Raw genomic sequence first — 26,341 nt, 5'->3', positions numbered from 1 at the left:
GCGCCGGGGCACAAGGAATTCCTCAAGAACATGGTCACCGGCGCGGCCCAGGCCGATGCCGCCATCCTGGTGGTGGATGCCGCGCAAGGGCTGGCCGAGCAGACCCGCCGCCATGCCTATCTGCTGCATCTGCTCGGCATCCGCCAGGTCGCCGTTGCCGTCAACAAGATCGACCTGATCGACCATGACCCGGTGAAGTTCCAGGCCGTCGCCGATGCGGTGCGCAACTATCTCGCCGATATCGGCATCGAGGTGCAGGCCATCGTGCCGCTGTCGGCGCGCCAGGGCGACAACATCGCCAGCCGCAGCCTCAACACCGCCTGGTACCAGGGCCCGACCCTGATCGGTGCCCTGGATGCCTTTGCCCCGCGGGCGCAATTGACCGAGCAGGCACTGAGGCTGCCGGTGCAGGACCTGTATCGCTATGAGGACAAGCGTATCGTCGTTGGCCGCATCGAAAGCGGACGCCTGAAAGTCGGCGACCGCATCCGCTTCGCACCTGGTGGCCGCGAGGCAACCGTGGCGACGCTGGAATTCTGGGACGGCAATGTGAAGCGGGCTCCACGTGGTGAAGCCGCTGCCGGGGAAAGCGTGGCCTTCACGCTGGACGAGGATGTGTTCGTCGAACGGGGTGCGCTGGCCAGCACGCCCGACCAGCGGCCGCGCGAAGCCACCCGCGTCACCGTCCGGCTGTTCTGGCTCCATCGCGAGCCGCTGAAGCCCGGTGACAGGCTGATCCTCAAGCTCGGCACTGCCGAGCGCGAGGTTGAGGTCGAAGCCATCACCGAAGTGCTGGATGTCGAATCATTGAACAGCGCCGATGCCAAGCTGGTGGAACGCAATGGCGTTGCGCGCGTGACATTACGCAGCCGCAAACCGCTGGCGCTCGACCTCTATGAAAACAATGCCCGCACCGGGCGCGGCGTGCTGATCCGCGGACCGCAGATCGCCGGTGGATTTATCGTCGATTTCGCCGGCGAGACCACCGAAAACCTGTTTCCGTTCGATGTCGGCGTTGGCAAGCCACAACGCGCCCAGATCAATGGCCATCGCGGTGGCGTATTGTGGCTCACCGGCTTGTCCGGCGCCGGCAAATCGACCATTGCCATTGCCACACTCCACACATTGTTGCGGCGGGGCATGCAAATTTACGCTTTGGACGGCGACAATCTACGCTCCGGATTGAACCGCGATCTGGGGTTCACGCCCGCCGATCGCAATGAGAATATCCGCCGTATTGCCGAAGTGGCCCGCCTGATGGCCGATGCCGGCCTGATCGTGATCGTATCTACAATCAGCCCGCTGATATCGCTGCGGGAGATGGCCCGGGAAATCATTGGCCATGATTTCCACGAGATTTACATCCAGGCCGACGTGGCAACCTGCCAGGCGCGTGACCGCAAGGGCCTGTATGCCCGCGCCCTGGCCGGCGAGATTCCGAACTTCACCGGCGTGAGCGCACCTTACGAAGCACCGACGGCACCAGCCCTGACACTGGATACACGTCGCACCACACCCGACGCTGCCGCAGCGCGCTTCTGCGATTTCATCGAGCAGACCTTCAAGGTCTGACGGCCGACATCATGCAGCCTGTTGTGACCGTCGTGATCGTCAACTTCAACGCCGGTCAGTACCTGTCAAAGACACTGGCCGGTTTGGCGGCACAGACCGAGACGCGCTTCAGGGCAATCGTCGTCGACAATGCCTCTTCGGATCAATCGCTTGCCGATGCGCGCGCCTGTCTCGGCGACGATGGTCGCTTCGAGTTCATCCTGCTGCCGACCAATACCGGTTTCGCCGCGGCCAATAACCTTGCTGCGCGCAAGGCCGATACTCCATGGCTCGCCCTGCTCAATCCGGATGCCATTCCGGACCGTGATTGGCTGGAGCAGCTGCTGGCGGCGACCCGAAGGCATCCCCAGGCTGCGATGTTCGGATCAACGCAGATCGATCAGAACAATCCAGGCCTGCTGGATGGCGCTGGAGACCGGTACTTTGCCTTAGGCATTCCCTGGCGTGGCGGTCATGGCTGGCCGCTCAGTGCCCTGCCGCCGGAGGGGGAGGTTTTCTCACCCTGCGCCGCCGCCGCACTCTATCGCACCGATATCTACCGCGCCGCGGGTGGACTGGAAGAAACCTTCTTCTGTTACGTGGAAGACGTCGACTTGGCCTTCCGCCTGCGCTTGCAGGGACACCACTGCATTCAGGCTCCCAGTGCAATCGTGCATCATGCTGGCAGCGTCACCAGTGGCGGCAGCGGCTCAGCCTTTGCCCGCTATCACGGCACGCGCAACATGATCTGGTGCTTTGTGCGCAACATGCCGGGCCCGTTATTCTATCCACTGCTGCCCCTGCATCTGGCAGCGATGCTTTTGCTATGGCTGCGAGCCCTCGCCACCGGCATGTGGCGCCCGGTCGGGCGTGGCATTACTGACGCTTTGCGTGGTTTTCCGTCAGCATGGCGGCAACGACACGCGATTCAGGCAGCACGGTCGGCGCCAGCCTTACTGATCGCCAAAGGGCTGACCTGGAAACCGCAGGATTACCTGCGCCGCGCACCTGGGATAAGCACGTCCGGCCGTCCTTAAAGTCTGACGACAGCCCAGGCTACTAGCGCCTGAAATTGCGCAACACCACTCGCCAGAGTGCGCCAACCAAAGCACCTGCTGTGAAGAACTCTTCAAGACGGTTGGCTAAATCAGCATGTAAAACCTGGACTTCAGAGCCCTGTATTGTGAATTCAGCATCGGCATAGCGTGCTAGAATTGCCTGTCTTGCACTGGCATGATCCGTTGTCCGTCGCACAGCTTCTTCGGCATCCTTTGCAACACGGCATACAGATGTCGTCGCATCGACGGAAGCGAATAGTCCGATCTGGCTAAGGCGCAACCAGAAATCCCAGTCTTCAAGTGCCTCCAGATCCGGCGAGAATCCCCCAGCCTGAAGCCATGCAGCGCGGCGAAACAGCACGGCCTGAATCGGGAAGAGATTGGCCAGCAGCAGGCCAGGCCGGGAAAATGGCCGCCTGGAACCCAGCCGCCAGTCTTGTGCTCCTGTTGAAGGCACATCGGGAAAATCCGCATCACGGCCTACCTCATACCATCCGGCAAAGGCTGCCGGGGCATCGGGCGCGGCCATCAGAGCCCTGGCCAAGACCTCGCAGTGGCTGGGTAACAGCATGTCGTCGTCGTCAAGAAAGCCGATGAAATCTCCAGTCGCTGCCGCCAGGCCAGCATTTGCGGCCTGACTTCGTCCTGCAGCAGGGATTGATAGATACACCAGATTCTGAGCAGCCTCGCCAGCCAACCCCTTCACAAGGGACTCCGCCGCCCGTCCGCCATCTTCGACGACGACGATTTGCATCCGGGGTATATCCTGACGAAGTGCCGAACGAATGGCCTGGGACAGGGTCTGGGCTCGACGCCCCGTGGTGCGGATCACGAGCGTACAAGCAGGTAAAGCAGCAGGCTCAACCATTTCAACCGGCCCATTCGGAAAGCATGGCATTTCCGGCGGCAGTCTGCCGACCCTGTCGCATAAAAACAATCAGCCCAATGGCTTAGAATGCCACGAAGGCGAGCCGGCTTGGGCGAACACCCCCTCTTGACGGGGGGGCTGGAATACCCCTAGTGGTTGGTGCCCATCCGGCTGGTGCAAAAGGAAGATTTGGCCGCAAATGACGCGCGTTTTAATTACTGGCATCACGGGGATGGTCGGTTCCCATCTGGCAGATTTTCTGCTGGAGAACACGGATTGGGAAATCTGGGGCCAATGCCGGTGGCGCAGCCCGTTGGACAACATCCGCCATCTTGTGCCCCGCATAAACGCCAAGGACCGCATCCAGCTCATATACGCCGATATGCGCGACAGCATTTCGCTGCGCGAGATGGTGCAAAAGGCCAGACCGGATTATGTGTTTCATCTGGCGGCGCAGAGCTACCCGACCACCAGTTTCTCGTCACCACTGGATACATTAGACACCAATATTCTCGGCACTACGCGCCTGCTCGACGCCCTGCGCAGTCAGATAACTGCGACCGGGCCCATTATCCATGTCTGCGCATCCTCCGAAGTCTTCGGACGGGTCAGCCATGACAAGTTGCCAATCAATGAAGAGTGTACGTTTCACCCGGCGTCGCCCTATGCCATCTCCAAGGTTGGAACAGATTTGATCGGCCGCTATTATGCCGAAGCCTACGGGATGACGGTGATGACGACCCGTATGTTCACCCATACAGGCCCGCGTCGCGGTGACGTTTTTGCCGAATCGACATTTGCAAAGCAGATTGCAATGATCGAGGCTGGATTGATCCCCCCGATACTCAAAACGGGCAATCTGGATTCTCTGCGGACCTGGGCCGACGTGCGCGATGCAGTGCGCGCTTACCACATGCTCGTTACGGTAAATCCCATAGCCGGGGAATACTACAATATCGGCGGCACCTATTCCTGCTCTGTCCGCGACATGCTGCAACATCTGCTGTCTCTGTCTGCGCGTAAGGATATCCGGGTCGAAACCGATCCCGAGCGGTTGCGCCCAGTCGATGCGGACCTGCAGGTTCCCGATACTGGGAAGTTCTCGCGGCATACTGGCTGGAAGCCTGAAATCCCGTTTGAAAAAACAATGCGGGATTTGCTGGACTACTGGCGCGGCCGTGTCGCCAACGGCGAAATCTTTCCAAACCGATGAGCGGCACGATAGCTCAGGACACGACTGTCCTCGTTGCCGGCGGCACCGGTCTGGCCGGCAGCGCCGTGGTACGCCAGTTACTGGCCAGCCAGAATTGCCGCATCCGTGTTCCGTATCGTGGTCGCGGCGGTCTGCACTATGATGATCCACACATCGAATATGTTCAGGCCGATCTCACCAATGCAGAAGACTGCCGTCGTGTGGCCCAGGACTGCGATATGGCGGTGATGGCCGCCGCCTTTACCGCCGGCGCCCGCTCCGCTTTGACCGAACCCTGGCTACAGGTCACCGACAACGTGGTCATGGATATGCGCATGCTGGAGGCTTTTCATGCCTGTGGCGTCCGACGTGTGGTGTATGTGAGTAGCGCCACCGTTTACCAAGAAAGCAGCAACTTGATCCGCGAAGAGGATTTGCGCTGGGACTTGGATCCGCCACCGGCCTATTTCGGGGTCGCTTGGGCCAAGCGCTATCTGGAGAAGGCCTGCCGTTTCTGGCACGACAAGTCGGGAATGGAAATCCTGATCGCCCGTCTCGCCAATGTCTTCGGCCCGGGCGCCCGCTTCGACCCCCAGACCTCGCATTTCGTTGCCGCGCTTGTCCGCAAGGCGCAGGATCGCATGGACCCTTTCGAGGTCTGGGGTAGTCCCGACGTCGTCCGTGATATCATTTATGCTGATGATTTCGGCCGTGCGGTCGTTGCCATGCTGACGTCAACCGGGATGCCTTTTGACATCTTCAACATTGGCTCTGGCCGCACCATCACCGTGGGCCAGGTGGTAGACGAGATTCTCCAGCATTCCGGGCACCGGCCAAAAGCCGTGCAATTCCAGTCAAATGCCCCATCAACCAACCGATTTCGCGCCCTGGACTGCAGCAAGGCCCGAGACCGGCTTGGCTGGCAGCCCGAAATCGGTGTTGAAGAAGGCCTGCGGCGCACTGTGGACTGGTGGCGCGCCAATGCCGCGACCTGGCAGCGCTGAAAAGGTGGGGGCTAAACGGCTCCTCAGGCGTTGCCCGCTGCCATGCAAGCGCTGTATTGCTCTGACGAACACACACGGTTTGGAACAGGCCCATGAAGACCCAAAAGCATGACGCAATCGTTCTGTCGAGCCAGAGCGAGAAGGATATCCAGAAGGCCCTGACCCAAGCCCTCAAGCAAACGCCACTGCCTGATGACGAACTGCTCGCCAATATCGGGCTGTATGCCAGTTCAAAGTCGCTCGCCCGCTTCTTCTTCTTCTATGAATTGTACAAGAAGATCGTGAACACCCACGGCGTCATCATGGAGTTCGGCGTCCGCTGGGGCCAGAATCTGGCGCTGCTCTCGGCCATGCGCGGTATCTTCGAGCCGTTCAACCGCCACCGCAAGATTATCGGCTTCGACACCTTTGCCGGCTTCAAGGGTATGGCCGCCGAGGATGGCGACCTGTGCAAAACCGTCGACGGCTCGTTTTCGGTCACCGAGAACTACGAGGCCTATCTCGATAATCTGATTGGCCTGCATGACGCGTTGAATCCGATCTCGCATCTGCGCAAATACGAACTGGTAAAGGGCGATGCAGTAGAGACCATTCCGGCCTATCTGAAGGCGCATCCCGAAACTGTCGTCTCGATGGCCATCTTCGACTTCGACATCTACAAACCCACCAAGGCGGCCTTAGAAGCGATCAAGCCGCATCTGATGAAGGGTAGCGTTCTAGTGTTCGACGAGTTGTGCGACGACATCTTTCCCGGCGAAACCATTGCGGTACGTGAAGTGCTGGGGTTGAACAACCTGCGCGTTGAACGCATGCCGATGGCCGCGCGCATCTCCTACGCGGTGCTGTAATGGATCCGCGCTGCCAGTCCATCAGGGCGAATATCCTCAAGGCGTCCCATTCCAGCGGACACGGCCATATTCCGACCAGTTTCTCGATCATCGAATGCCTGGTTGCCGTCTATGAGGTCATGCGCCACGACCCCAAGCGCCCGGACTGGGCCGAGCGCGACAAGTTCGTGCTCAGCAAGGGCCATGCCTCGCTCGGCTATTATGGCGTGCTTTCGGCATTCGATTATTTCCCGGCCGACGACATGCTGAATTTCGGCGGTTTCATGTCGAACTATGGCTGCCATGCCGACCGCCTGAAGGCACGCGGCGTCGAGGCGTCCACCGGTTCGCTCGGTCATGGTATCGGCATCGCAGCCGGCATGGCGCTGGGCGCGAAGATCAATGGGTCGCAGAGCCGTGTCTACACTCTGATCGGCGACGGCGAGTCGAATGAAGGCAGTGTCTGGGAAGCCGTGATGGTCGCCAACAACAACAAGCTCGACAATCTGACGATCATATACGATCACAACAAGTCACAGGTTCGCTGCCTGCCGCTTGATAAACCCGTCGAACGCTTCGCCAGTTTCGGCTGCGATGTCGAGATGATCGACGGGCACGACCTGCCCGCCCTGAAGATGGCGCTGGGCAAACGCTCCGACCGCGTGCGGGTCATCGTGGCCGACAGCATCAAGGGTTATGGCTGCCAGACCCTGGTTGACAATATGCATGAGTGGCATCGCAAGTCGCCCAATGCCGAAGAATTGGGCAAACTCATGGAGGAGCTGTATGCGCCGGCAGTTTAAGACAACCGTCAGCGATCTGGCGATCAATGATCCGCGCATTGCCGTAATTCTCGGCGACGTGAGCGTCTATATGTTCAAGGATTTCCAGGATCGCCAGCCCGAGCGCTTCTATAATATGGGAATCTGCGAAAACACCCTGATCAGCGTGGCGGCCGGCATGTCGGCTTCCGGTCTGCGGCCATTCGTGCACACCATCGCACCGTTCCTGACCGAACGCAGCTACGAGCAGATCAAGCTCGACCTTTGCTACAACCAGTTCCCGGCCTCGATCGTCACCTGCGGCGCATCCTTCGACTATGCCTGGGACGGCTCGACCCATCATTGCTACACCGATCTGGCGATCCTGCGCCTGCTGCCGCATATGGAAGTGTTCCAGCCGGGATCGGAGAAGGAAGTTGATGCCCTGATCCGCAGCCGCTATGCCGCCGGATCGGCGACGTATTTCCGCCTGTCCGATCATCCGCACACTATCGAAACCAACCTGGAATTCGGCAAGGGCACCCTGTTCAAGCAAGGCAATGCCGGCGTGACGGTGATGACCGCCGGCCCGATCCTGCCCAATGTATTGGAAGCCTGCCGCGACCTCGACGTGAACGTGGTCTATTTCCACACCCTGAAGCCGATCGACCGCGAACTGGTCGAGCGTTTCCGCGATACCCGCATCCTGGTGGTCCATGATGCCTTCGGTCTGCAGGAAGCTATCAACGAGGTGCCGGGACTGCGCACCTGGTATCACGGCCTGCCTGATGTGTTCTGCGCCTGGTATGGCACCGTCCACGACATCCGCAAGAAGATCGGCCTCGACCCGGCTGGGATCCGGCAGGCTGTTCAGCGGGTGATCCAGTCGAACTGATATCCATGACGCAGCCGCCCTCAAGATTCTTCGCAGGCCGTCGCTGCCTGGTGGCGGGAGGGACCGGCTTTGTCGGCAGTCATTTGGCCGAAGCGCTGATTGCCGCCGGCGCTCAGGTGCGCGTGCCGTTGCATATCCGCCCTATCGCCATCGCCACACCCGACATCGAGTATATTGCGGCCGATCTTAGCCGCAGCGAAGACTGCCTCAAGGTTATGGATGGCGTCGATACCATCATCCATGCCGCGGGGTCGGTTGGCGCCGCCGGGGTCTCCGCGCAGGACGGCCTGCGCGGCATCAATGACAATCTGCATCTGACCCTCACGCTGCTGGAGGCCGCCTGGCGCTCCGGTGTCCGCCGCATGCTGGTTTTCAGCAGCAGCACCGGATACCCCGCCAGCGAAAGTCCGGTGCGCGAAGACCAGTTCCTGTCGGGCCCGGTCCACCCCGCCTATGGGGGTTACGGCCACATGCGGCGCTATGTCGAGCAACTGGCCAGGCATGTCGGCGAGCAGTCTGGCATGCATATGTGCATCGTCCGGCCCGGCGCGATCTATGGACCGCGCGATAATTTCGACGCGAAAACATCGCATGTCGTTGCCGCACTGATTCGCCGCGCCGAACGGCGTGAGTCTCCCTTTGTGGTCTGGGGCAATGGCAACGAAATCCGCGACATCCTGCATGTGCATGATTTCGTGCGCGGCTGCCTGCTGGCACTGGAGCACGGCCACAGCTGCGATCCGATCAATATCGCAATGGGTGAAGGCGTTACGGTACGCAGGCTGGTTGGCCTGGTATTGGCCGCCAGCGGCTACCACGATGCTGATATTCGTTTTGACGCCAGCAAGCCGACCGCCATCCCGGTGCGCCTGATGGATATTGCGAAGGCACGCAGCGAACTGGGCTTCAATCCGACGATTTCCCTGGAAACCGGCCTGCAGCAGACTATGCAATGGTTCCGGAGCCAGGCGTGATGAAAACTTGGCGTGTCCGGGACCGGAAGCTGCTCTACAGCACCCCGCGCATCACGCTGTATCGGGAAACCGTAGAACTGCCCGATGGTCGCATCGTTGACGATTACGAACAGTTCGACATGAAGGACTTTGCTATCATTTTTGCCCAGACGACGGATGGCCGGGTGATCTGCGAACGGCAATACAAGCACGGCCTGCGCAAGGAAACCCTGACACTGCCCGGCGGCCAGATCGAGGATGGCGAAGATCCCCTTATGGCAGCTCAGCGCGAATTGCTTGAAGAAACCGGTTACTCCAGTGGGGATTGGCGGCCCCTGGGGCGCTTTAAGACGCATGCCAACCAGGGCGGGGCGACCGTTTATTATTTCGAGGCTAGGCACTGTCGACTCACTGCGGCGCCGGCTTCAGGCGATCTGGAGGATATCCAGATCGAACTATTCCCCGGCGCGGCCGTGACCGCAGCCGCCCGGAACGGCGAGTTCGGAGTGGTCGCCGACCTGGCCGCCATCATGCTGGCGACAATGGGGAATTCGTAGCAGTATTCCCGGCTTACGGATTACCCTATCGGCATTTGTTTAGTCAGGAACGCTGTCATGCTTGAAACGAAAACTCGGAGTTTTGTCCACCACATGCGCGGCATGTTCGATGTGGCAACACTGAGGCAGGTCCGTGAGCATTTCGACGCCGTGGAGCATGATCGCCAGGCCCAGGTCAAAAACGATACCGAGCGGCAAAGGCTGCGGATTGGTGCATCAACCGATGCATTCCGTGCGGATCCAGTCTGGTACGATGTGTGGCGAAATGCTTCACCCATCCTGATCGAACGCATGCGGCCTTTCACCTGGCTGCTTTACCCGGTCATGATCCGACATATCACGGAGCAAGCGCATCTGGTGCCATGGCACCAGGACATCGGCTATGTGCGCCGCATGGCGCGCGTCCACAGGCAACTGGTCACCTGTTTCGTGCCCCTCGAATACAAGCCTGCGGAGGCTTCCAGCCTGGAATTTGCTGTTGGTGATTTTCCTGAATTCGAGCACGTAACAATGGAAGATCATGGTGCCGGCATTAATCGCGAGTTCAAAGACACCGTCTCTTTCTCTCTCGATTTTGGCGACGCTCTTGTGTTCGGAGATCACACACCCCACCGTACTACGCGCGGCCCGGATGGCAGCGTCCAGCGACGTTCTTTCGAGTATCGAGGCATCATGCCGGCGGATGCACTCCCAGGCAAAGACTATTTCGATATAGAAAGTGGCGAGATGGTGCATGTCCCGCTCGAACAGCGGCGCGAAGCTTAATCATGACTGAGCAAAGTGAAATAATGTCGCCGCTGGAGAAATTGCGATATCGCCTCTCCAGCATGGCCACAAGCGGTGAAGTCATACTGGATGTGGCAGAGGCCATTCGAGGTCGTCGATTCTGGATCGAACTTGCTGTCAATGATATTCGGGGCCGCTACCGGCGAACTGTGCTGGGACCATGGTGGCTGGTCATTGGCAATGGCCTTGCGCTCGGCGCCATGGCGTTTGTCTGGTCGGTCATCTTCAGAATGCAGTTGCGGGAATTTTTCCCCTATCTTGTCTCCGGCTTCATCGTTTGGATGATGATCGCCTCTTACCTCACCGAAGGATGCCAAGTATTCACTGCCGGATCAGCCGCATCAATTCAAAAGAACATACCACTGCCAAAAACCATCCATGCGTTCCGCCTGGTGACGCGTTCCGCATTCCTGTTCTTCCATAACTTCGTATTTTTTATCCTTGTTGCGCTGTTCACCGACGTGAGCTTTTCCGGCTGGACGCTATTGGCCATCCCAGGTTTCATCCTGGTGATGCTGAATGGCGTATGGATTTCCATATGCATGGGCATCATCGGTGCACGATATCGCGATGTTGAGCCCCTGGCTGGCGCCATGATGACGTTCATTTTTTTGGTGACTCCAATCATGTGGAATGTCGAAATGCTCGGCGGGCGCGGCTTCATCGCTTCCTACAACCCAGTTGCCCATCTGATTGAAATTGTAAGGTCTCCATTACTCGGCGGTCCGCCGCACCCGATCTCGTGGCTCGTGTGCAGTCTTATGTTTCTGATTGGCAGCCTCGCGGCCTTCGTGCTGCTGCGCCACAGCAAGCATCGCCTGATCTACTGGCTCTGAACGGCTCGAAAGCAGGCAAATGTCGCAGAATTTCTTCTTCTCGTGTTACGATGGCATTGATGCGACTTGGATCGCTGAAGCCTTGTCATGTCACGAATTCATCTCGTGTCACACCGGTTCAGTATTGCCTGGCACTACCGCCCCAATCGAACAATTAGCGATGACTGACATTCTGGCTGCAATGTCCGAGTGGGGTAAACCGCTACGCGGCAGCATCGCCAGCACGGACGTCAATACGCTATGGCAGAAAGCCAGCGCAACACGGGACATAAGCAACGCCTTTGGTGTCGTCAATATTACAAGCCACCCCGTTCGCCGTATCGAGATACTGCGGCAAACATACAGCCGCCGCTTCAGCACAGCCGCAGAATTGGCCTCAGCCGCGGCAAACCATGCTGACTGGACAGACTATCTGGCGCTGGCCGAGATGGTTAATGGCGGCGCGCCGCCGCCTGAAGACATGCCCTTCATGCTTGCACTGTGGGAAACCAAGCGCGATATGGCAGATTTTTCTGTCCCGGTCCCTCAATTGCCAATCGAGCGTTTGCGTGGCGACCCCGATTACCTGATTGCCGCACTCGTTCACGTGACTCGTGGCCTGGCACGCGTCAATCCGCACTTCGCCGATGCCGTCAATGACCGTCGCCAAGCCGCCGCGGCTGCGGCCGACAACCGCCCTGTCGACGCAATTATTGCGTCATGGAGTAGTTTCAGCGAAGCCTTTGCACGAACTGTCTTCTCTCGGCGATATACAGCAAATCTCTATGGCGCCGCAGGATATGATATAACCACTTGGGTTGGCGGCGAGTCGCGACGCATTATCCACTATGTTCGGAACTCGGTGTCGCGCACAGGCATTATCGAGCGCGATCGCATGGCCGAACTTACGCTGCTGGATGATACGACGAAGCTTACCGATACAACCAATCTCTTCCGGGAAGAGCGGATTCCGGTGCGGCGGCGCCTCTACAACCCGGAGCCGATCCCACTGGATTTCCCGGTCAGCGTACTGGTTTCCATCCATATGCAATCAAACCGGCCGGAGGGTTTCAAAGCATTCCTTGATGCCCTCGCCGAGTCGATTGATAGCCCGACCAACGTCGAGGTGGTCGTCAAAATCGACAAGGGCGACGACGCCATGATTGCTCTGCTCGATCGGGAAATCCCGAACTGCCCCTTCGTTCTCAAATCCGTTATCACTGATAAGCCGAAGGACTTTTACGACCTCTGGCAAGCTAAGAATGACACGCTCAAGGCCTGTGATCCGCATGCCTATTTCCTGCTCGACATGAATGACGAGCAGCGCTTCACAAAACCCGGATGGGACACAAGGCTGAAAAAGTACGTCGGCCTCTTCCCCGACCATATCTATCGCCTGCGTACGTCACTCGAGAGATTCAAGGAATATCACGATTTCTGGGAGCCCGGCTTCTCGAACGACACCTCTGCGTTCATGACCCGCCGCTGGATTGGGCTGCAAGACGATTGGTGCCCCTGCAATGGCCCGGATACTTTCCAGGAATACGTAGCCTATTATCTTGGCCGGAATGACAGGCACTCGCATCCTCGCCCGACCCGAAACCTCGTTGCTAATGACATTGAAATATCCTTTGCTGGTCCCAGTCAGGGGTTGAGCGGACTCAAACTGCGCTTGCGACTCCGCGGCGCCATCAAAGCATGGTTCATCCTGGTCAGCCATCGCATGCAGCAGGAAGCGTCACGCCGAGCCAGCGTGCTCGACGCGCACATTTATGCTAGCGAGGCCTGCCTCCAGGACTGTTATGAAGTTCGTGACCGCCGCGGCAAGATTCAGCTATACAGCAAGCCTCAGCGCAAAGTGATCCGGTCGGTGCCATATGCACTGAGCTGGCTGCGCATTACCGCTGTCAACCTGTACCGTATTTCGCACTACCAGTATTACGGCGGCGGCGGCCTTCGTGTCGGGCGCAGCTTCGCGGCAAATACCTGGCATATCCTATGGTTACGCTTTGAGTTCTTTGCACAGCTGCACCTTGCATTTTTGGATGCTCTGTACCTGGTACCACCGCCAATTCCCTATCAGCACGTTCACATCCAGTCGAGTTCACACAGGTGGCTTGTTCACCTGATGCGGTTCTTCGCGATCCGGCCCCTGCGGTTCCTGCAGAGAGGCCGATCGACGCTCAGGCAGGCCATATACCTTTTCCGGACGGATCGAGATTTCGCATTGCGCCGCACGAAGCGCCGATTGGCTATGATGGCCGGGCGACACTACCGACTTCGACCGGCAGAGTGGATCGCGAGCAGCGGGGCAGATACGGCTTCTCGATTGGAAGACGGGAATCCTGGAACTTGGTGGCTTTCCGAAGAAAGGGGGCTGGGCATCAAAAACCATGCCTGGGTTGGCGTGCGATTTGCCCAACCAGCTCGGGTTGGCAGTATTTACCTGACACAGTCCATCATGTCGCGCTTCCGGCAGGATAACATTGCGGTCCAATACAGTGATGACGGACTATCCTGGCAGGATGCAATCCCGCCAGTTTTGCTATCTGGGCCACTATCACTGATAGAAATCTCCAACGGACCCACCGCATGTTACTGGCGCTTGGTTGCCCTAGACGAGAACAACGACCTGTCCGCCCTGTCTGAATGGCGGCCCATTTCTTTAGAATTCTGGGGTGACCATTTTGGTAACCACGAAGTGGGAACCATGTCGGCCAATGCAAGGACAGCCAACCCAAGTAGTGCTTAATGCATCGCCGCGCGAGCGCCGGCGCATATAATCGTCAATGATGGAATGTTTTCAGAATGACCCCGCGCAGCGCCCTCAGTGCGCCCGTTAACTTCCAGCTCCGGGAATTCAGGATAGCGCTTAAGTCCGTCCTGGTCTGGACGAGTTCAGCCTCCAGCTCAACTAGCCTTCGGATCATTATGACAGGGTCTGCAGCCAGCACCGATACGGGATGACCCATAGCCCGATCCGGTTGACCGATTTTCCTGAGACTTGTGCCACCCTCGCGCCACAGCTTGAGACTTTGCCTAAGGCTTTGCGGGAAATATTTTTCATACCGCATAATGACCGTGCCTTTACGTAACACAGCCTCCAAATCTTCAGGCTCCGCAAAACCCACCGAACGCTCATATCTATGCCATTCGGAAAGCAGATACCGAAGCGCATCTGCATCGTCCTTTTCATCAAGTGACGGCAACACCAGATGAATATCGGTCAACAGCGCCGCAGGTAGTTTCTCGGCATAATCGAGGTAGCTATCAACGATTGAGGCCGCAATGGTCTGATCACCGTTGGGGCGGTATGCCCGCACCAGACATTCAAATCTCAACCGCTTGAGCGGCAGGTTGTCATCGTAGATGGCAAGGGATCGTTCAAAATGCTCCAGGGCGCGGCGCGTTGCATCCTCGTTGCCCGCCGGCGCAGCAAGAATGCATCCCCAGCCCAGATACCCATGTGCGGCAGCCAGCACTATATCCTTCAGATCGGCCAGCGCTTCGGGCGGGTGGTAACCCGGGGTGTTCTGGCGGACCAGTTGTTTCAAGAATGTCTGGCCATAATCATAGTAGGGAAAAACCGCATCCCGATGCAGCAATGTATAAGCAACGCCGAAATCGGAGCAGATGGGATCGAAAGTTAGCTGCGCGCCCCTGTCAATAACCGACTGGAAACCTGATAGAGCCGGCTGCCCCGGAACACCCCCCGCACAAACCGCATCCATAAACGCCCAATGCGCGGCATTGAAGTTCAGCAGCAGGGAATCAGGGTATCTGCTTAATCCCTGCTCAAGCAGAAGCTGCTTTCGCGCCTCGCAATGCACGCGCTCTGCTTCCGATACGCCTGGAAAATGATTGAGCTGCTCATAAAGCAAGGCGGCATTATTATAATCTTTTTCATCAAGAAAATCGCTTTCGACAAGAGCATCGCCAATCGCCAGCATCCGTGGTTTGACGTTTTGCGGAGTCCACAATTTCCCATCCACAGGCGGTACATACCAGGTCAGGCGCCGATGAGCATCCGGCACCGAAACTGTGCCTGCTTCCGTCTCATGCAACAGCAGCATGAAGGTATTAAACTTGAATTGCCGCTCCACTTGCTTCTCGCGCGCGTCTCGCAGGAAAGCCAGACCAGCATCAATGCGGGGAAACACCTCCGCAGCATTATAGGGAGAACCAGGCATATGACCGGTATCCCGGCGCATCCGCAGGTGATGCCGGATATCAGTCTCCATTGTCGCCGCACGGTAGGAGAAAGTTCCAGGCGTGATTTCAGAATAAGGCGTTCCTTCCGGATAGAGCAGCATTGCTCCAGCCGACAGTCCTTCGCGCCACCGCGGCGAAGTGGCTCCGGCATATCGATTCGCAATCGGCACAAAATGGCTGCGCTTTACCAAGCTTAAATACGTATCTTCCGGGAGGTGGCCATCTACGACAACAATATTGAATTCGTCAGACAGCTTCGAAAGCTGATAGGTAAATCGAGCCTTCTCCGAATGGAAGCTGACCACGGTCGAACCGGTAAGAAGAAGATCAATATCCTTCTGTTCAGGCAGATGTGCAGCGCCTGAAGGCATGCACAGCGTATCCGACATGATATTGGAGACGACTGGCGTGCCCAGAGCACGACTCAACTCAAAGTGCTCCTGGGAAGTCGACACTATATTGATGTCATTCAGCCTGAAATTGTCGTAGCCACGATAGAGAAAAATATCAGTATCATGGCACCACATCAGCTTCGGTAGCTTGACCTTCTCATAATTTTTGGGAAGAACCGCCTGGGGCGACATCGACCATATAAACAATGGCCGCTCTTCCGCTGGCAGGCGATCTATGAATTCATCAAGCGGCTCTGTCGGCTTGTATTCAGAATCATAGGCGTTCTTTTCAAGCTGCGTTCCGACATGCTTCACCAGAAACTGCCCGTACCTGAGAATCGGCCTGCGGGCCTTTTCACTCTCTGCAGTGAAGATCGGCAATGTGACGCTGATGGTAAAAACAGATATGTCCTGCGTTTCGATCAGCCGCATCAGCTTTTGTGCCACAAGCCCATACGGTCCACGCCGCTCCACCAAGCTGAGGGTGGCCGTCGCCGCGCCATGACGATCAGACAACCAAAGGCCGAACCCCAGACACAGTTTACCGAAATCCGAGAGTGTCGCACGGCCCTCAAGAATCGGTAGGCCTGAAACATACAAGCCGCTTAGAACGAGGGCGCAGCCCTTCAATTCACTGCCCACTGGAGCATAGGTGGCGACAAGGTTATAATCCCCGGCAGCCATAGCTGCCTCAAGGTCGCCGTAAAACTTTCGGATATCCGCAATATCAAAGCGGTACGAAAATTGAGGTGAAATCTCACGGGAACGGCGCATTTCTTGTTCTTCAGCCTCAATCCGGGGTCGGGCTAGTATTCGCAGCCCCCCCGGATTCGTCAATAACAATGCGGCCAGAGCCAGGATAGCGGGCAGACCCTTGACCGCGCGCCGGTTATCGTCGACATCGTAGTGTTAACTGCATCTCCCAAGAGGCAAGGATGAGGCATGAAAGTCGAAAAGACCCCGCTCGATGGCGTATTGCTGATTGAGCCGCCAACAAATTTTGAAGATTTTCGCGGTGAGTACATCGAAATCTATAATGAGCGCCTATACAAGGCCGCCGGCATAAGCTTTGACTTCGTGCAGGATGATATTTCCGTTTCCAGCCGGCATGTCTTACGGGGCATTCATGGCGATGGAACGACGGCCAAACTTGTGTCCTGCCTTTTGGGCAAGTTTTATCTTGTTGTCGTCAATATGGATCCCACTTCAAGTCAGTATAAGAAGTGGACATCCTTTACCTTATCGGACAAGAACCGACGCCAGGTTTTGATCCCGCCGAAATTCGGAAACGGCCATCTTGTGCTGTCGGAAACAGCGATATTCCATTACAAGCAGACAACCGAGTATAATCGATCTGGTCAATTTACAGTTTTATGGAATGACCCAGAGATTAGTATCTGGTGGCCCAACATTACCCCGATCATTTCCCGCCGAGATCTTGGGCTGGACTAAGTCCATGGCGATGAGTCTTGACAATGGCACATATTGAAGTCAACCACGCGACTCTTCACCTGCCGGTATACAATTTCCAGGCTCGGTCTTTGCGTAACTTCGCCTTATCGATCGGCAGCGGAGGCAAGCTGAAGCATGAAGCACGCAGCTATGCCGTTGTTGAAGCGATAAGCGATCTGAGTCTTACAGTTTCCGATGGTGATCGTGTTGCACTTATTGGCCGAAATGGCGCCGGGAAGAGCACTTTACTGCGCTTGCTCGCCGGCCTTTATCACCCAACCTCTGGGTCCGTGACGCGAGACGGGAAAGTATCAACACTGTTCGATGTAAGCCTGGGCATGGATAGCGATGCCACCGGGTTTGAGAATATTTACCTTGGCTGCTACTCACGCGGCCTCAGCAAGCCCCAGATTGACGGCCTCATCGACTCCATTTGTGATTTTGCCGAACTGGGTGAGTATATCTGGTTGCCCATGCGAATATATTCGGCCGGCATGTCGGCGCGGCTGGCCTTTGCCATAGCAACTGCCCTGGCCCCCGAAATACTGCTGATTGATGAAGTGTTCGGAGCTGGAGACGCGGGCTTTGTCAAGAAAGCTCAACAGCGCATGCAAGATTTACTCAGCCAGTCCCGCGTGGTGGTTTTTGCCTCGCATTCAGATGAACTTGTTCGCAGTATTTGCAACAAGGGCCTAGTTCTTGATCGCGGCGAGAAACAATTCTTTGGGCCTGTCGAGGAAGCCTTGCAAGCCTACCATCAACTCGTAAACGCCTAGGTCACTGCCGGCTCAGCCGTATCAAGCAACCATACGGAAAAGACGCCGCAGGCAGTATTTCAGAGCATCACCCGCTGCGGCCGGATCCCGGGCCAAGACGAGGACAAGCCAGCGCCCGATCAGGCCGATTCTTTTAAGGCGTAGCGCGATCAACAACCCCTCTTTTAATTGAAGCCGTCGCCAGTCTCTGACCATAGCGGCTTCCGCGCCACTAACGTATCGAAGCCACATTCCGGCAAGGCCAACATGCTCTTCGAGATACGCAATGATGCGCCTCGGATCTCCACCCAACGTCGTCGATCCGGCATGCTGCGTGTATATGTAAAGAATATCGTTTATTTCCGTGGTCGACACTCCCGCGATCCAGGCGCGCATAAACCACTCGCGGTCATGCGCTGCTGGATAGTGTGGATCGAGCCCGCCAATCAGATCCATCAGCTCCCGCCGCCATGCTCTGGCGGCTGTCAACGGAATGCCGAGCAGATTACGCAGGTCTAGCCTGTTCTCGCATCCATAGCGTTCAAGAACTATTCGCCTCCCCGCTTCTCCCTGCGCCTCGATCCTCGCACCAAATGAAATGATGCCGCATGTCGGCTGGCGGGTGAATTCATCCGCCAGCCGCCGGATAGCCCCCTCTACGAGCCAATCGTCCGCCATGACAAAGAGGACGATATCACCGGTGACCAGTGCCAGACCCTTGGTCGCGGCCTCCAGGGGGCCGCTATCTGGTTCACTGACAAAGACTGCGATCCGATCCGCATAGCGGGCGATGATATCCTGGGTTCCATCCGTCGACGCCCCATCGACAACGATCAGTTGAAGATACGGGTAATCCTGGTTGACAATGCTTTCCAGGGCTTTCGATATGGTGCCACAAGCATTGCGCACGTAGGTAACGACACTGACTGTGGGCTCCCTCGGAGCTAGCTGAGGAAGTATCAGTTCGCGCATGCATACCAGCCAGCTGGAGACAGAACCTGCCATATGGTATATGTCCCAGCGTTGAAAAAAGCAATTTCTGCTGCCCCTGAACAGACCATTCTTGCCCCCTCGAATGCAGAATGGTCAGCCTCAGAAGCAGCATGAATGAAGGGGCGGATAGTGTTTGATGCGGTCTTTTCAGTTGACGATTTCATCGCTGCCTTCGGCGCCTCTCCCGCCGATCGGCCCGGTATCGAAGATGTGGCGGGAAAATATGATTTCTCCTATCGCCGACTGAGGCAGGACGAACGTGACGCCGTCATTCTCGGCATCCTCAAGAAGCTCGATTCCTTTACCCAGGTCGGCGCCCATCGCCATGGCATCTGGACTGATGCCTGGGGTGAACTGGCGCGACGGTATTATGAAAGCGGCGGTGATCTCGCGATGCTTGATCCGCCGTTCATGGGCGCAACCCCCACACTTCGCATCAACGGCGACTATGCGATACCGCACATTCCGCAATTTGAAACGCACTGGTTCCGCGTCTTACGACGCTGGATATTCAAGACTTATCTGACTGACGTGAAGCGCGTGGCCGAATTCGGCTGTGGTAGCGGCTTTAATCTTGTCACACTGGCGCAAATGCAGCCCGATGCGGAACTCATTGGGCTGGACTGGGCCCAACCGGTCGTTGACCTTATGGACGATATCGGCAGACGGCATGATTTCAGGCTGACTGGCCGGCGATTCGATTTCTTCAATCCAGATCCAGACTTCAGGTTCGGAGCTGGCGATACCGCCATGACCTTCTGCGCCTTAGAGCAAACCGGCGAACGCTACACCATATTCCTTGACTGGCTTATGAGCCGAGCCCCCGACCTCGTCGTGAGCATGGAACCAGCGCTGGAATTTTATGATGAAACTTCCCTTTTCGACCATTTGACTATCCGCTACCACACCGGCCGTAAGTATTTGAATGGCTATTATTCCGCGGTCCGCAAGCTCGAAGCAGAAGGCCGCGTCGAGATTCTGAAGCAGAAGCGGCTTGGATTCGGCAGCCTGTATCACGAGGGATACTCGCTATTGATCTGGCGCCCGAAGCGCTGACCTTTGAGCCAGCAGGATATTCAAACCCGCTCGGCCGCCTTGCACTGCAAAGGCCGGAAGTTTCGCGATTCAGGCTGCATTGACGACGCCATTGCCTGCTATCAGGAAGCGATTGCGCTTGCACCCGACAACATTGCGGCTTACCGGGATTTCCTACTGGCAATCCTTTACTCATCTCGCTGGAACAACACCGAGCGCTTTGAGGAACACCTCAAATTCGCCCGACTGCATACTCCGGTCATGCACCGGAATCTCAATGATGGGTCTCCGGCCCTTCCGGATCGGAGACTGAGAATCGGATATCTCTCGTGCAATTTTGCCGATCACCCGGTCGGTCGCAATTTGGCTCCCGTATTGTTGCATCGCAATCGCCAGGCCTTTGAGGCCGTCTGCTTTGCTGAGGTAGATGAACCAGATGCATTCGGCCGCAATCTGCTGGACTCTGCAGACCGCTGGATACGAACGACTGATCGCAACGACACCGAAGTCGCGGCTCTGATAGCCGCGGAACGCATCGACATTCTGGTTGTGCTGGCCGGCCATCTCGACCGTAACCGCCTGACAGTTGCAGCCCACCGGCCGGCCCCGATCCAGATCAGCTACCACGATGCAGCAACGAGCGGTCTGGCGGCCATGGATTATCTGCTCACCGACCGGTTTTTATGCCCACCGAATGGCACCGAGCAATTCACCGAACGACTGCTGCGTTTGCCCAGCCTGATGTATATGGCGCCTCTGCCCGCCAAGCTCATGCCGGAACGACCGGCTGATGCCCCGCTTGTTTTTGCGAATCTAAACGCCCCGGCAAAGCTGACCGAGCCGGTCATCGCCGCCTGGGCCGAGATCCTGCGGACACTGCCCCAGGCCCGGCTGCTGTTTAGGCATCGCGATGCCTATGCGATGCCAGACTGCCGCGAAAACCTGTCGGCCGCCTTTGCGCGCCATGGCGTATATCCAACGCAGCTGGACTTCCGTGGCGGCACCGGCGGGGATCCACTGGATATTTATCATGATGTTGATGTAGTTCTTGATTCGTTTCCGTTTTCCGGGTCAACGACAACCTTTGAATCACTTTGGATGGGTGTGCCGGTTGTAACCCTCCCGACCGACAGCATGGTCGGCCGCTGGTCAGCCGCCATATTGTCTGCGGCCGGCCGGCAGGGTTGGATTGCTCGCGACAGGTCCGATTATGTCCAGCTCAGCCTTGCCCTGGCCCGCGACCGGCAGGCCATCCGGAAGGATCTGCGGCGAGGACAGTTTCGCGACCATCTGCAGGCTGTGCTCTGCAATGGCCCGCGGAAGGCCGCCCAATTGGAACGCCTCTATCGTGCCGTGTGGGCGCGATGGCGTTCCGTAGATAAGAGCAAGCCCAGCCTATAAACTTATTTATACGCCGACCTTGTGATATCATCGGGCCGCATAATTCACACTGTATTTTTGGGAAATATGGCACAGTCGGCGCGACCCGTTTCAATTGGTCTGGTCCAGATCAACAACAGCTTTTCCGGTCAGAGCTATCTGCCCTACTCGATCGGCTGCCTGGAAGGGTATGTGCGGCGACACTCGGCCAAACCGCAAAACTATGAATTCCGGCTGCCGGTGTACAAACGCATGCCGGTCCGCGATGCCGTGAGCGGGCTTCTGGGCTGCGATGTGGCCGGCTTTAGCATTTACGTCTGGAATGCCCGCATTTCTCTGGAAATCGCCCGGCGCCTGAAGGCTGCACAACCCAACACCCTCATCATCTTCGGCGGCCCGCATGTGCCGGACCAGACAGAGCCCTTCCTGCGGGAAAATCCGTTTATCGACATTGCCGTTAATGGCGAGGGCGAAAAGACATTCCTGGCCCTGCTCGAGGCACTGCCTGCCCGGCCCTGGCAGGATATCCCGGGGGTCAGTTTTATTTCTGCTGACGGCAAATTCATCCAGACTGCCAAACCCCCGCGCATCAAAAACCTGGATGAAGTGCCCTCCCCCTTCCTCGATGGGGTTTTCGATCCTCTGATGGCGGCCAACCCGGATGAAACATGGATCGGACTCTGGGAGACCAATCGCGGCTGTCCGTTCCAGTGCACCTATTGTGACTGGGGCTCGGCCACCGCAGCCAAAGTCACGAAATTCGAAATGGACCGCCTGTTGCGGGAAGCGGAGTGGTTCTCACAGAACCGGATCGAATTCATTTTCTGTTGCGATGCGAACTTCGGCATGCTGAGCCGTGATGCAACCCTCGCCGAGTATGTCGGCAAGTTGAAGCAGGAGAGCGGCTACCCCAAGGCTCTGTCCGTACAGAATACCAAGAATGCAACCGAGAAAGCCTATCGCACGCAGAAGATTCTTTCCGATGCCGGCTTAAACAAGGGCGTCGCGCTATCGATGCAGACCTTGAGCAGCGATGTACTCAAGAACATCAAGCGCGATAATATTTCTCTGGAAACCTATCTGGAACTTCAGCGCCGTTTTGCCCGAGATGGCGTCGAAACCTTCTCCGATCTGATTATCGGCCTACCCGGCGAGACCTATGATTCCTTCATGGACGGTATCGATCTACTGATCAATTCAGGGCAACACAACCGGGTACAGTTTAACGATCTTTCCATCCTGCCCAATGCCGAGATGGCGAATCCGGAATATATTCGCGAGCACGGCCTCGACCTGGTGGAAAGCGAGATCATCAACATTCACGGCAGCCGCGTCGAGTTGGATGATGATGTGCCGGAAATCCAACAGTTGGTGGTAGCAACCGGCTCGATGCCGCGCGAAGACTGGCGTCGCGTGCGAGCCGCGGCATGGATGACTGCATTCCTGCATTTTGACAAGCTATTCCAGATCCCGCTGATTCTGATCCATGAAATCACGGGTATCCGCTATCGCACGATGATCGAAACCTTCATGGAAGTCGATGCACGTGATTTCCCGCTGCTTGCCGATATCCGTGACTTCTTCTTGTCTGAGGCCGCATCGATCCAACGTGGTGGCGCAGAATACACATATTCTGAGGAATGGCTCGGGATCTATTGGCCAGCCGATGAATACAAGTTCATCGATCTGACCGTTCGCAACCAGTTCGGCCGCTTCTATCAAGAAAGTTGCGAACTGATGAAACAACTGGCCGCTCGACAAAGCGCCGATCTGCCTGCCGATGTCCTTGAAAATGCCGTACAACTCAATCACGCCCTGCTCAAACAGCCCTTTATCACTGATGATGCAACGTTGACGCTTTCTGCCGATGTCCTGACCTTCTGGACCGATGCACGTCAGGGCGCAACGCCCCGCCTGGTTAGAAAACCACTGACTGTCCAGGTTTCACGTGCCAAGGCTCATTACGCCAACCTGAACGATTGGTGCCGTGAGGTTGTCTGGTGGGGCAACAAGAAAGGTGCATATCTCTACACCAACCAGATTGTGGAGATGCAGCTGGCAGGCCATTTCTGATGCGCTACCGGGAGATCGGCGCAACCGGACTCAAGGTTTCGGTCGTCGGTTTTGGTGCATGGGGGATCGGCGGCAAGGTCAAAGATGGCCTCAGCTACGGCCGAACGGATGACGCCGTATCGAGAAGAGCTTTGGCCGCCGCATTTGACCATGGCATCACGTTATATGACACCGCGCCCCTTTATGGTCTGGGGCATAGCGAAGCGCTGATTGGGCAGGTTTTTAGCGGGCGCAGGGATCGCATTGTCATCGCCACCAAGGTGGGATACAGCGATTTTAGTAGGCGAGCGGATTTCACCCCCGCTGCCATTCGACAGTCGGTTGAAGACAGCCTGCAGCGCCTGCGGACGGACTACATTGATATTCTTCAGCTGCATGATGCCTCGCCGGAATATTTACGCCAACATCCGGAAACCCTGTCTGCACTTGATGACTTACGCCGCGAGGGCAAGCTGCGTCTTGTGGGCGCCAGCGTTAAGTTACCCGCGGACGGCGTGCCGATGATTCAGGAGCACGGCCTCAGGGTCATTCAAGCTAATCTGAGCATGATGGATCGCCGCTGCTTTGAGAGCGGTCTACTTGATGCCGCCAGGGTTGGTGATGCCGGCGTCATAGCACGCACCCCACTTCATTTTGGCTTCCTTACCGGCCAGCTCACCGGCAGTGAGGAATTCGGCCCAGATGATCATCGCTCACGTTGGTCACGCCAGCACCTGGCGCAATGGGCCAATGATGCGAAACGTCTCTTGATTGCCGCTGGCTGGCAGCCAGGCAGATCCGCCATACCTTTCGCCTTGCGCTTTGTCCTGTCCTGCCCGGGCGTGGCAACGACTATCCCCGGAATACTATCGCCAGAGCAGGCCACGGAGAATGCTGCATGCGGAGCGCTTGACGACCTCCCCGCCTCTCTCATGGCGTCCATCGCCGATTGTTACAACGATACATCGGCATCCAGTCAAGATGCCGTCGGAAAGCGCGCCGGTTAGTTATGCCGATGCCAGCTCTGCTCACCGATACGGATTGCGTGGTTCTTGCTGGCGGCCTGGGTACGCGCCTGCGATCGGTTATAGGCGAGCATCAGAAAGTCGCAGCACCAGTTGGTGGCAAGCCATTTATTGGCCGGCTGCTGTATTGGCTTATCGCGCATGGCGCGCGCAGGGTCATTTTGGCTGTCGGCTATCGATCCGAAGATGTCACGGCAGCCATTGCTCCTTTCTCCGATCAGGTTGAGCTGGTCATGTCCCGTGAGGATCAACCGCAAGGGACTGGCGGTGCCCTGCGCCTCGCCGCAAGCAATGTGCGGACCAGAACGTTACTTGTCCTTAATGGCGATTCTTTTTTCAATGCCGATCTTGCTGCGCTCCGCACCCTTCATGCAACGAACAACGGCGCCGTCACAATGGCGCTGGCCTATGCGCCAGACAGCCGCCGATTTGGTGAAGTCAGCCTGGGCCCCGATGGCCAGGTGCGCAGCTTTCGCGAAAAGCCATCAGGTGACCCGGCCAGGGCCATTGTAAATGCCGGCATTTACTTTATGAGCCGAGACTTCGTGGCCTCGCTCCCGGAAAAAAGCCCGCTGTCCCTTGAGAAAGATGTTCTGCCTGAGCTCTGCTCGACCGGACGACTCTATGGCATGATCGGAAATGGCCGGCTCGTCGACATAGGCACGCCAGAATCCTTCGAAAGCGCTGGCGAAATTTTGAATATTGAAGGTGCAGTATGATTATTTGCAGAACGCCGTTCAGAGTTTCGTTCTTTGGCGGAGGAACCGATTATTCAGCCTGGTTTCAACAAAACGGCGGCGCGGTTATATCGACGACAATCAATCGCTACTGTTATCTGACCGTCAGATACCTGCCGCCTTTTTTCGAGCATAAAAGCCGGATTGTCTGGGGCACTGTCGAAACAGTCGAAAGCAACGACCACATCAAGCACCCTGTGGTACGAACGGCCCTTCAGCTTATGGACATGCATGAAGGGGTCGAGATTCATTATGATGGCGACTTGCCAGCGCGAACCGGGCTTGGCTCATCTTCTTCCTTCACCGTTGGAATCCTCCACGCTTTGCATGCCATGAAAGGAAGGATGATCGGCAAGGAGGAGCTCGCGAAAATGGCAATTCATCTGGAACAGGAGCAGCTCAAAGAGAATGTTGGAGTGCAGGACCAGATTGCCGCAGCGTATGGCGGATTTAATCGTATCGACATACGCCCAAGCGGTGAATTCTCAGTTACACCACTTGCAGTGCGCCCGTCGCGCCTAAGCGAGTTGCAGGATCGACTGGTTCTTTTTTATACCGGAATTTCTCGTATCGCCTCCGAGGTTGCCGGTGAACAGATCCGTTCGATTCCAGACAGGAAGCGCGAAATGCTGGCTATTCGCGAGATGGTGGATGAAGCTGCCAGCATTCTGAATGGCAACGGCCCCCTCTCGGACTTTGGGCGCCTGCTGCATGAAGGCTGGATGCTTAAACGCAGTCTGGCTGATCGGGTTTCATCGGATTTTATCGATGATATTTACAACAAGGCCCGGCAAGCTGGCGCCGTGGGCGGAAAGCTCCTGGGGGCCGGCGGTGGCGGCTTTATCCTTTTTTATATCGAACCCGAGCAACGGCAGGCCGTGACCGCAGCATTGGACAAGTTTCTTCAGGTCCCAATTGCCTTTGAGAACTCAGGTAGCCAGATCATTTTCTACAATCCCGACCCATACAATACCGGCTACATTGAAGATCACTTCACGAAAATCCTCAGCTAGCCGATGCCCTGGATGTCGCAAATTTTTA

Annotated in this window: 23 protein-coding genes; 20 read left to right on the top strand and 3 right to left on the bottom strand. The window is 57.0% G+C overall.

The window, feature by feature from the left end:
• Together cysC and AAG821_RS18715 are read left to right on the top strand one after the other, a co-directional pair.
• On the top strand, positions 1–1,572 hold a 1,572-nt coding region (cysC, locus tag AAG821_RS18720; protein WP_341913709.1), incomplete at its 5' end, for an adenylyl-sulfate kinase.
• A gap of 11 nt (positions 1,573–1,583) precedes the next feature.
• Positions 1,584–2,588, top strand: a complete 1,005-nt coding sequence (locus AAG821_RS18715; RefSeq protein ID WP_341913711.1) for a glycosyltransferase family 2 protein — start codon at positions 1,584–1,586, stop codon at positions 2,586–2,588.
• 22 nt (positions 2,589–2,610) lie between these two features.
• Here the strand turns inward: AAG821_RS18715 and AAG821_RS18710 are convergent, their stop codons facing one another.
• Entirely contained in the window at positions 2,611–3,477 is an 867-nt protein-coding gene (locus AAG821_RS18710; RefSeq protein WP_341916381.1) for a glycosyltransferase, read from the bottom strand.
• Positions 3,478–3,676: 199 nt separating this feature from the next.
• Between AAG821_RS18710 and AAG821_RS18705 the strand changes: the two genes are divergently transcribed.
• The 10 genes from AAG821_RS18705 to AAG821_RS18660 all read left to right on the top strand — a co-directional run bounded on the left by AAG821_RS18705 (position 3,677) and on the right by AAG821_RS18660 (position 14,019).
• The gene (locus AAG821_RS18705) at positions 3,677–4,690 is read left to right on the top strand and encodes a GDP-mannose 4,6-dehydratase (protein ID WP_341913715.1); all 1,014 of its coding nucleotides are present in this window, start codon (positions 3,677–3,679) and stop codon (positions 4,688–4,690) included.
• The gene (locus tag AAG821_RS18700; protein ID WP_341913717.1) at positions 4,687–5,673 is read left to right on the top strand and encodes an NAD(P)-dependent oxidoreductase; all 987 of its coding nucleotides are present in this window, start codon (positions 4,687–4,689) and stop codon (positions 5,671–5,673) included. Before AAG821_RS18705 ends, AAG821_RS18700 begins: the two co-directional genes overlap by 4 nt.
• A 92-nt stretch (positions 5,674–5,765) precedes the next feature.
• Entirely contained in the window at positions 5,766–6,521 is a 756-nt protein-coding gene (locus tag AAG821_RS18695) for a crotonobetainyl-CoA--carnitine CoA-transferase (RefSeq protein ID WP_341913719.1), read from the top strand.
• Positions 6,521–7,303, top strand: coding sequence for a transketolase (locus AAG821_RS18690; RefSeq protein ID WP_341913720.1), 783 nt, complete (start codon positions 6,521–6,523; stop codon positions 7,301–7,303). The genes AAG821_RS18695 and AAG821_RS18690 overlap by 1 nt, the downstream gene beginning before the upstream one ends.
• Entirely contained in the window at positions 7,287–8,156 is an 870-nt protein-coding gene (locus tag AAG821_RS18685) for a hypothetical protein (protein WP_341913722.1), read from the top strand. The genes AAG821_RS18690 and AAG821_RS18685 overlap by 17 nt, the downstream gene beginning before the upstream one ends.
• A gap of 5 nt (positions 8,157–8,161) precedes the next feature.
• Positions 8,162–9,130 (top strand): NAD-dependent epimerase/dehydratase family protein, encoded by a 969-nt coding sequence (locus AAG821_RS18680; RefSeq protein ID WP_341913724.1) that lies wholly within the window; start codon positions 8,162–8,164, stop codon positions 9,128–9,130.
• On the top strand, positions 9,130–9,666 hold the full coding sequence (locus AAG821_RS18675; protein WP_341913725.1) for an NUDIX hydrolase: 537 nt from the start codon (positions 9,130–9,132) through the stop codon (positions 9,664–9,666). The genes AAG821_RS18680 and AAG821_RS18675 overlap by 1 nt, the downstream gene beginning before the upstream one ends.
• 57 nt (positions 9,667–9,723) lie before the next feature.
• Positions 9,724–10,431, top strand: coding sequence for a phytanoyl-CoA dioxygenase family protein (locus tag AAG821_RS18670; RefSeq protein ID WP_341913727.1), 708 nt, complete (start codon positions 9,724–9,726; stop codon positions 10,429–10,431).
• A 2-nt stretch (positions 10,432–10,433) separates the two neighbouring features.
• Entirely contained in the window at positions 10,434–11,288 is an 855-nt protein-coding gene (locus AAG821_RS18665; RefSeq protein WP_341913729.1) for an ABC transporter permease, read from the top strand.
• Positions 11,289–11,307: 19 nt separating this feature from the next.
• Complete coding sequence (locus tag AAG821_RS18660) at positions 11,308–14,019, top strand: hypothetical protein (RefSeq protein ID WP_341913731.1); 2,712 nt, start codon at positions 11,308–11,310, stop codon at positions 14,017–14,019.
• Positions 14,020–14,053: 34 nt separating this feature from the next.
• On the opposite strand, the gene AAG821_RS18655 is transcribed toward AAG821_RS18660, so the two are convergent.
• A complete protein-coding gene (locus AAG821_RS18655; RefSeq protein ID WP_341913733.1) occupies positions 14,054–16,645 on the bottom strand; it encodes a hypothetical protein in 2,592 nt (863 codons plus the stop codon).
• 168 nt (positions 16,646–16,813) lie between these two features.
• Here AAG821_RS18655 and rfbC point away from each other — a divergent pair, with 168 nt between their 5' ends.
• On the top strand, positions 16,814–17,323 hold the full coding sequence (gene rfbC / locus AAG821_RS18650) for a dTDP-4-dehydrorhamnose 3,5-epimerase (RefSeq protein WP_341913735.1): 510 nt from the start codon (positions 16,814–16,816) through the stop codon (positions 17,321–17,323).
• 23 nt (positions 17,324–17,346) lie between these two features.
• Positions 17,347–18,099 carry an ABC transporter ATP-binding protein gene (locus AAG821_RS18645; RefSeq protein ID WP_341913737.1) on the top strand — a complete coding sequence of 251 codons (753 nt, stop codon included), beginning with the start codon at positions 17,347–17,349 and terminating at the stop codon, positions 18,097–18,099.
• A gap of 21 nt (positions 18,100–18,120) precedes the next feature.
• Here AAG821_RS18645 and AAG821_RS18640 read toward each other — a convergent pair whose 3' ends face one another.
• Complete coding sequence (locus tag AAG821_RS18640; RefSeq protein ID WP_341913739.1) at positions 18,121–19,050, bottom strand: glycosyltransferase; 930 nt, start codon at positions 19,048–19,050, stop codon at positions 18,121–18,123.
• A gap of 150 nt (positions 19,051–19,200) precedes the next feature.
• On the opposite strand from AAG821_RS18640, the gene AAG821_RS18635 reads away from it, so the two are divergent.
• The 6 genes from AAG821_RS18635 (at position 19,201) to AAG821_RS18610 (ending at position 26,313) form a co-directional block, all read left to right on the top strand.
• Positions 19,201–20,127, top strand: coding sequence for a class I SAM-dependent methyltransferase (locus tag AAG821_RS18635; protein WP_341913740.1), 927 nt, complete (start codon positions 19,201–19,203; stop codon positions 20,125–20,127).
• A gap of 3 nt (positions 20,128–20,130) precedes the next feature.
• Positions 20,131–21,507 carry a tetratricopeptide repeat protein gene (locus tag AAG821_RS18630; protein WP_341913742.1) on the top strand — a complete coding sequence of 459 codons (1,377 nt, stop codon included), beginning with the start codon at positions 20,131–20,133 and terminating at the stop codon, positions 21,505–21,507.
• A gap of 66 nt (positions 21,508–21,573) precedes the next feature.
• Positions 21,574–23,559, top strand: coding sequence for a radical SAM protein (locus tag AAG821_RS18625; protein WP_341913744.1), 1,986 nt, complete (start codon positions 21,574–21,576; stop codon positions 23,557–23,559).
• A complete protein-coding gene (locus AAG821_RS18620; RefSeq protein WP_341913746.1) occupies positions 23,559–24,545 on the top strand; it encodes an aldo/keto reductase in 987 nt (328 codons plus the stop codon). The genes AAG821_RS18625 and AAG821_RS18620 overlap by 1 nt, the downstream gene beginning before the upstream one ends.
• Positions 24,546–24,553: 8 nt before the next feature.
• Entirely contained in the window at positions 24,554–25,282 is a 729-nt protein-coding gene (locus tag AAG821_RS18615; protein ID WP_341913748.1) for a sugar phosphate nucleotidyltransferase, read from the top strand.
• Positions 25,279–26,313, top strand: a complete 1,035-nt coding sequence (locus AAG821_RS18610; protein ID WP_341913750.1) for a kinase — start codon at positions 25,279–25,281, stop codon at positions 26,311–26,313. The genes AAG821_RS18615 and AAG821_RS18610 overlap by 4 nt, the downstream gene beginning before the upstream one ends.
• Positions 26,314–26,341 lie beyond the last annotated feature (28 nt).

The sequence above is a fragment of the Ferrovibrio terrae genome (assembly GCF_943372915.1).
Classification (GTDB): Bacteria; Pseudomonadota; Alphaproteobacteria; order Ferrovibrionales; family Ferrovibrionaceae; genus Ferrovibrio; species Ferrovibrio terrae_A.
The sequence above is the reverse complement of the archived record's forward strand: the minus strand, read 5'-3'. Positions and strand labels throughout refer to the sequence as shown.

Excerpts from the sequence above, each read along its gene's own strand:
- AAG821_RS18695 (WP_341913719.1), top strand. The coding sequence starts at position 5,766 with ATGAAGACCCAAAAGCATGACGCAATCGTTCTGTCGAGCCAGAGCGAG.
- AAG821_RS18610 (WP_341913750.1), top strand. The coding sequence starts at position 25,279 with ATGATTATTTGCAGAACGCCGTTCAGAGTTTCGTTCTTTGGCGGAGGA.
- AAG821_RS18715 (WP_341913711.1), top strand. The coding sequence starts at position 1,584 with ATGCAGCCTGTTGTGACCGTCGTGATCGTCAACTTCAACGCCGGTCAG.
- AAG821_RS18680 (WP_341913724.1), top strand. The coding sequence starts at position 8,162 with ATGACGCAGCCGCCCTCAAGATTCTTCGCAGGCCGTCGCTGCCTGGTG.
- AAG821_RS18640 (WP_341913739.1), bottom strand. The coding sequence starts at position 19,050 with ATGCGCGAACTGATACTTCCTCAGCTAGCTCCGAGGGAGCCCACAGTC.
- AAG821_RS18705 (WP_341913715.1), top strand. The coding sequence starts at position 3,677 with ATGACGCGCGTTTTAATTACTGGCATCACGGGGATGGTCGGTTCCCAT.
- AAG821_RS18655 (WP_341913733.1), bottom strand. The coding sequence starts at position 16,645 with ATGCGCCGTTCCCGTGAGATTTCACCTCAATTTTCGTACCGCTTTGAT.
- AAG821_RS18660 (WP_341913731.1), top strand. The coding sequence starts at position 11,308 with ATGTCGCAGAATTTCTTCTTCTCGTGTTACGATGGCATTGATGCGACT.
- AAG821_RS18615 (WP_341913748.1), top strand. The coding sequence starts at position 24,554 with ATGCCAGCTCTGCTCACCGATACGGATTGCGTGGTTCTTGCTGGCGGC.
- AAG821_RS18670 (WP_341913727.1), top strand. The coding sequence starts at position 9,724 with ATGCTTGAAACGAAAACTCGGAGTTTTGTCCACCACATGCGCGGCATG.
- AAG821_RS18710 (WP_341916381.1), bottom strand. The coding sequence starts at position 3,477 with ATGGTTGAGCCTGCTGCTTTACCTGCTTGTACGCTCGTGATCCGCACC.
- rfbC (WP_341913735.1), top strand. The coding sequence starts at position 16,814 with ATGAAAGTCGAAAAGACCCCGCTCGATGGCGTATTGCTGATTGAGCCG.
- AAG821_RS18620 (WP_341913746.1), top strand. The coding sequence starts at position 23,559 with ATGCGCTACCGGGAGATCGGCGCAACCGGACTCAAGGTTTCGGTCGTC.
- AAG821_RS18645 (WP_341913737.1), top strand. The coding sequence starts at position 17,347 with ATGGCACATATTGAAGTCAACCACGCGACTCTTCACCTGCCGGTATAC.
- AAG821_RS18690 (WP_341913720.1), top strand. The coding sequence starts at position 6,521 with ATGGATCCGCGCTGCCAGTCCATCAGGGCGAATATCCTCAAGGCGTCC.
- AAG821_RS18675 (WP_341913725.1), top strand. The coding sequence starts at position 9,130 with ATGAAAACTTGGCGTGTCCGGGACCGGAAGCTGCTCTACAGCACCCCG.
- AAG821_RS18700 (WP_341913717.1), top strand. The coding sequence starts at position 4,687 with ATGAGCGGCACGATAGCTCAGGACACGACTGTCCTCGTTGCCGGCGGC.
- AAG821_RS18665 (WP_341913729.1), top strand. The coding sequence starts at position 10,434 with ATGACTGAGCAAAGTGAAATAATGTCGCCGCTGGAGAAATTGCGATAT.
- AAG821_RS18625 (WP_341913744.1), top strand. The coding sequence starts at position 21,574 with ATGGCACAGTCGGCGCGACCCGTTTCAATTGGTCTGGTCCAGATCAAC.
- AAG821_RS18685 (WP_341913722.1), top strand. The coding sequence starts at position 7,287 with ATGCGCCGGCAGTTTAAGACAACCGTCAGCGATCTGGCGATCAATGAT.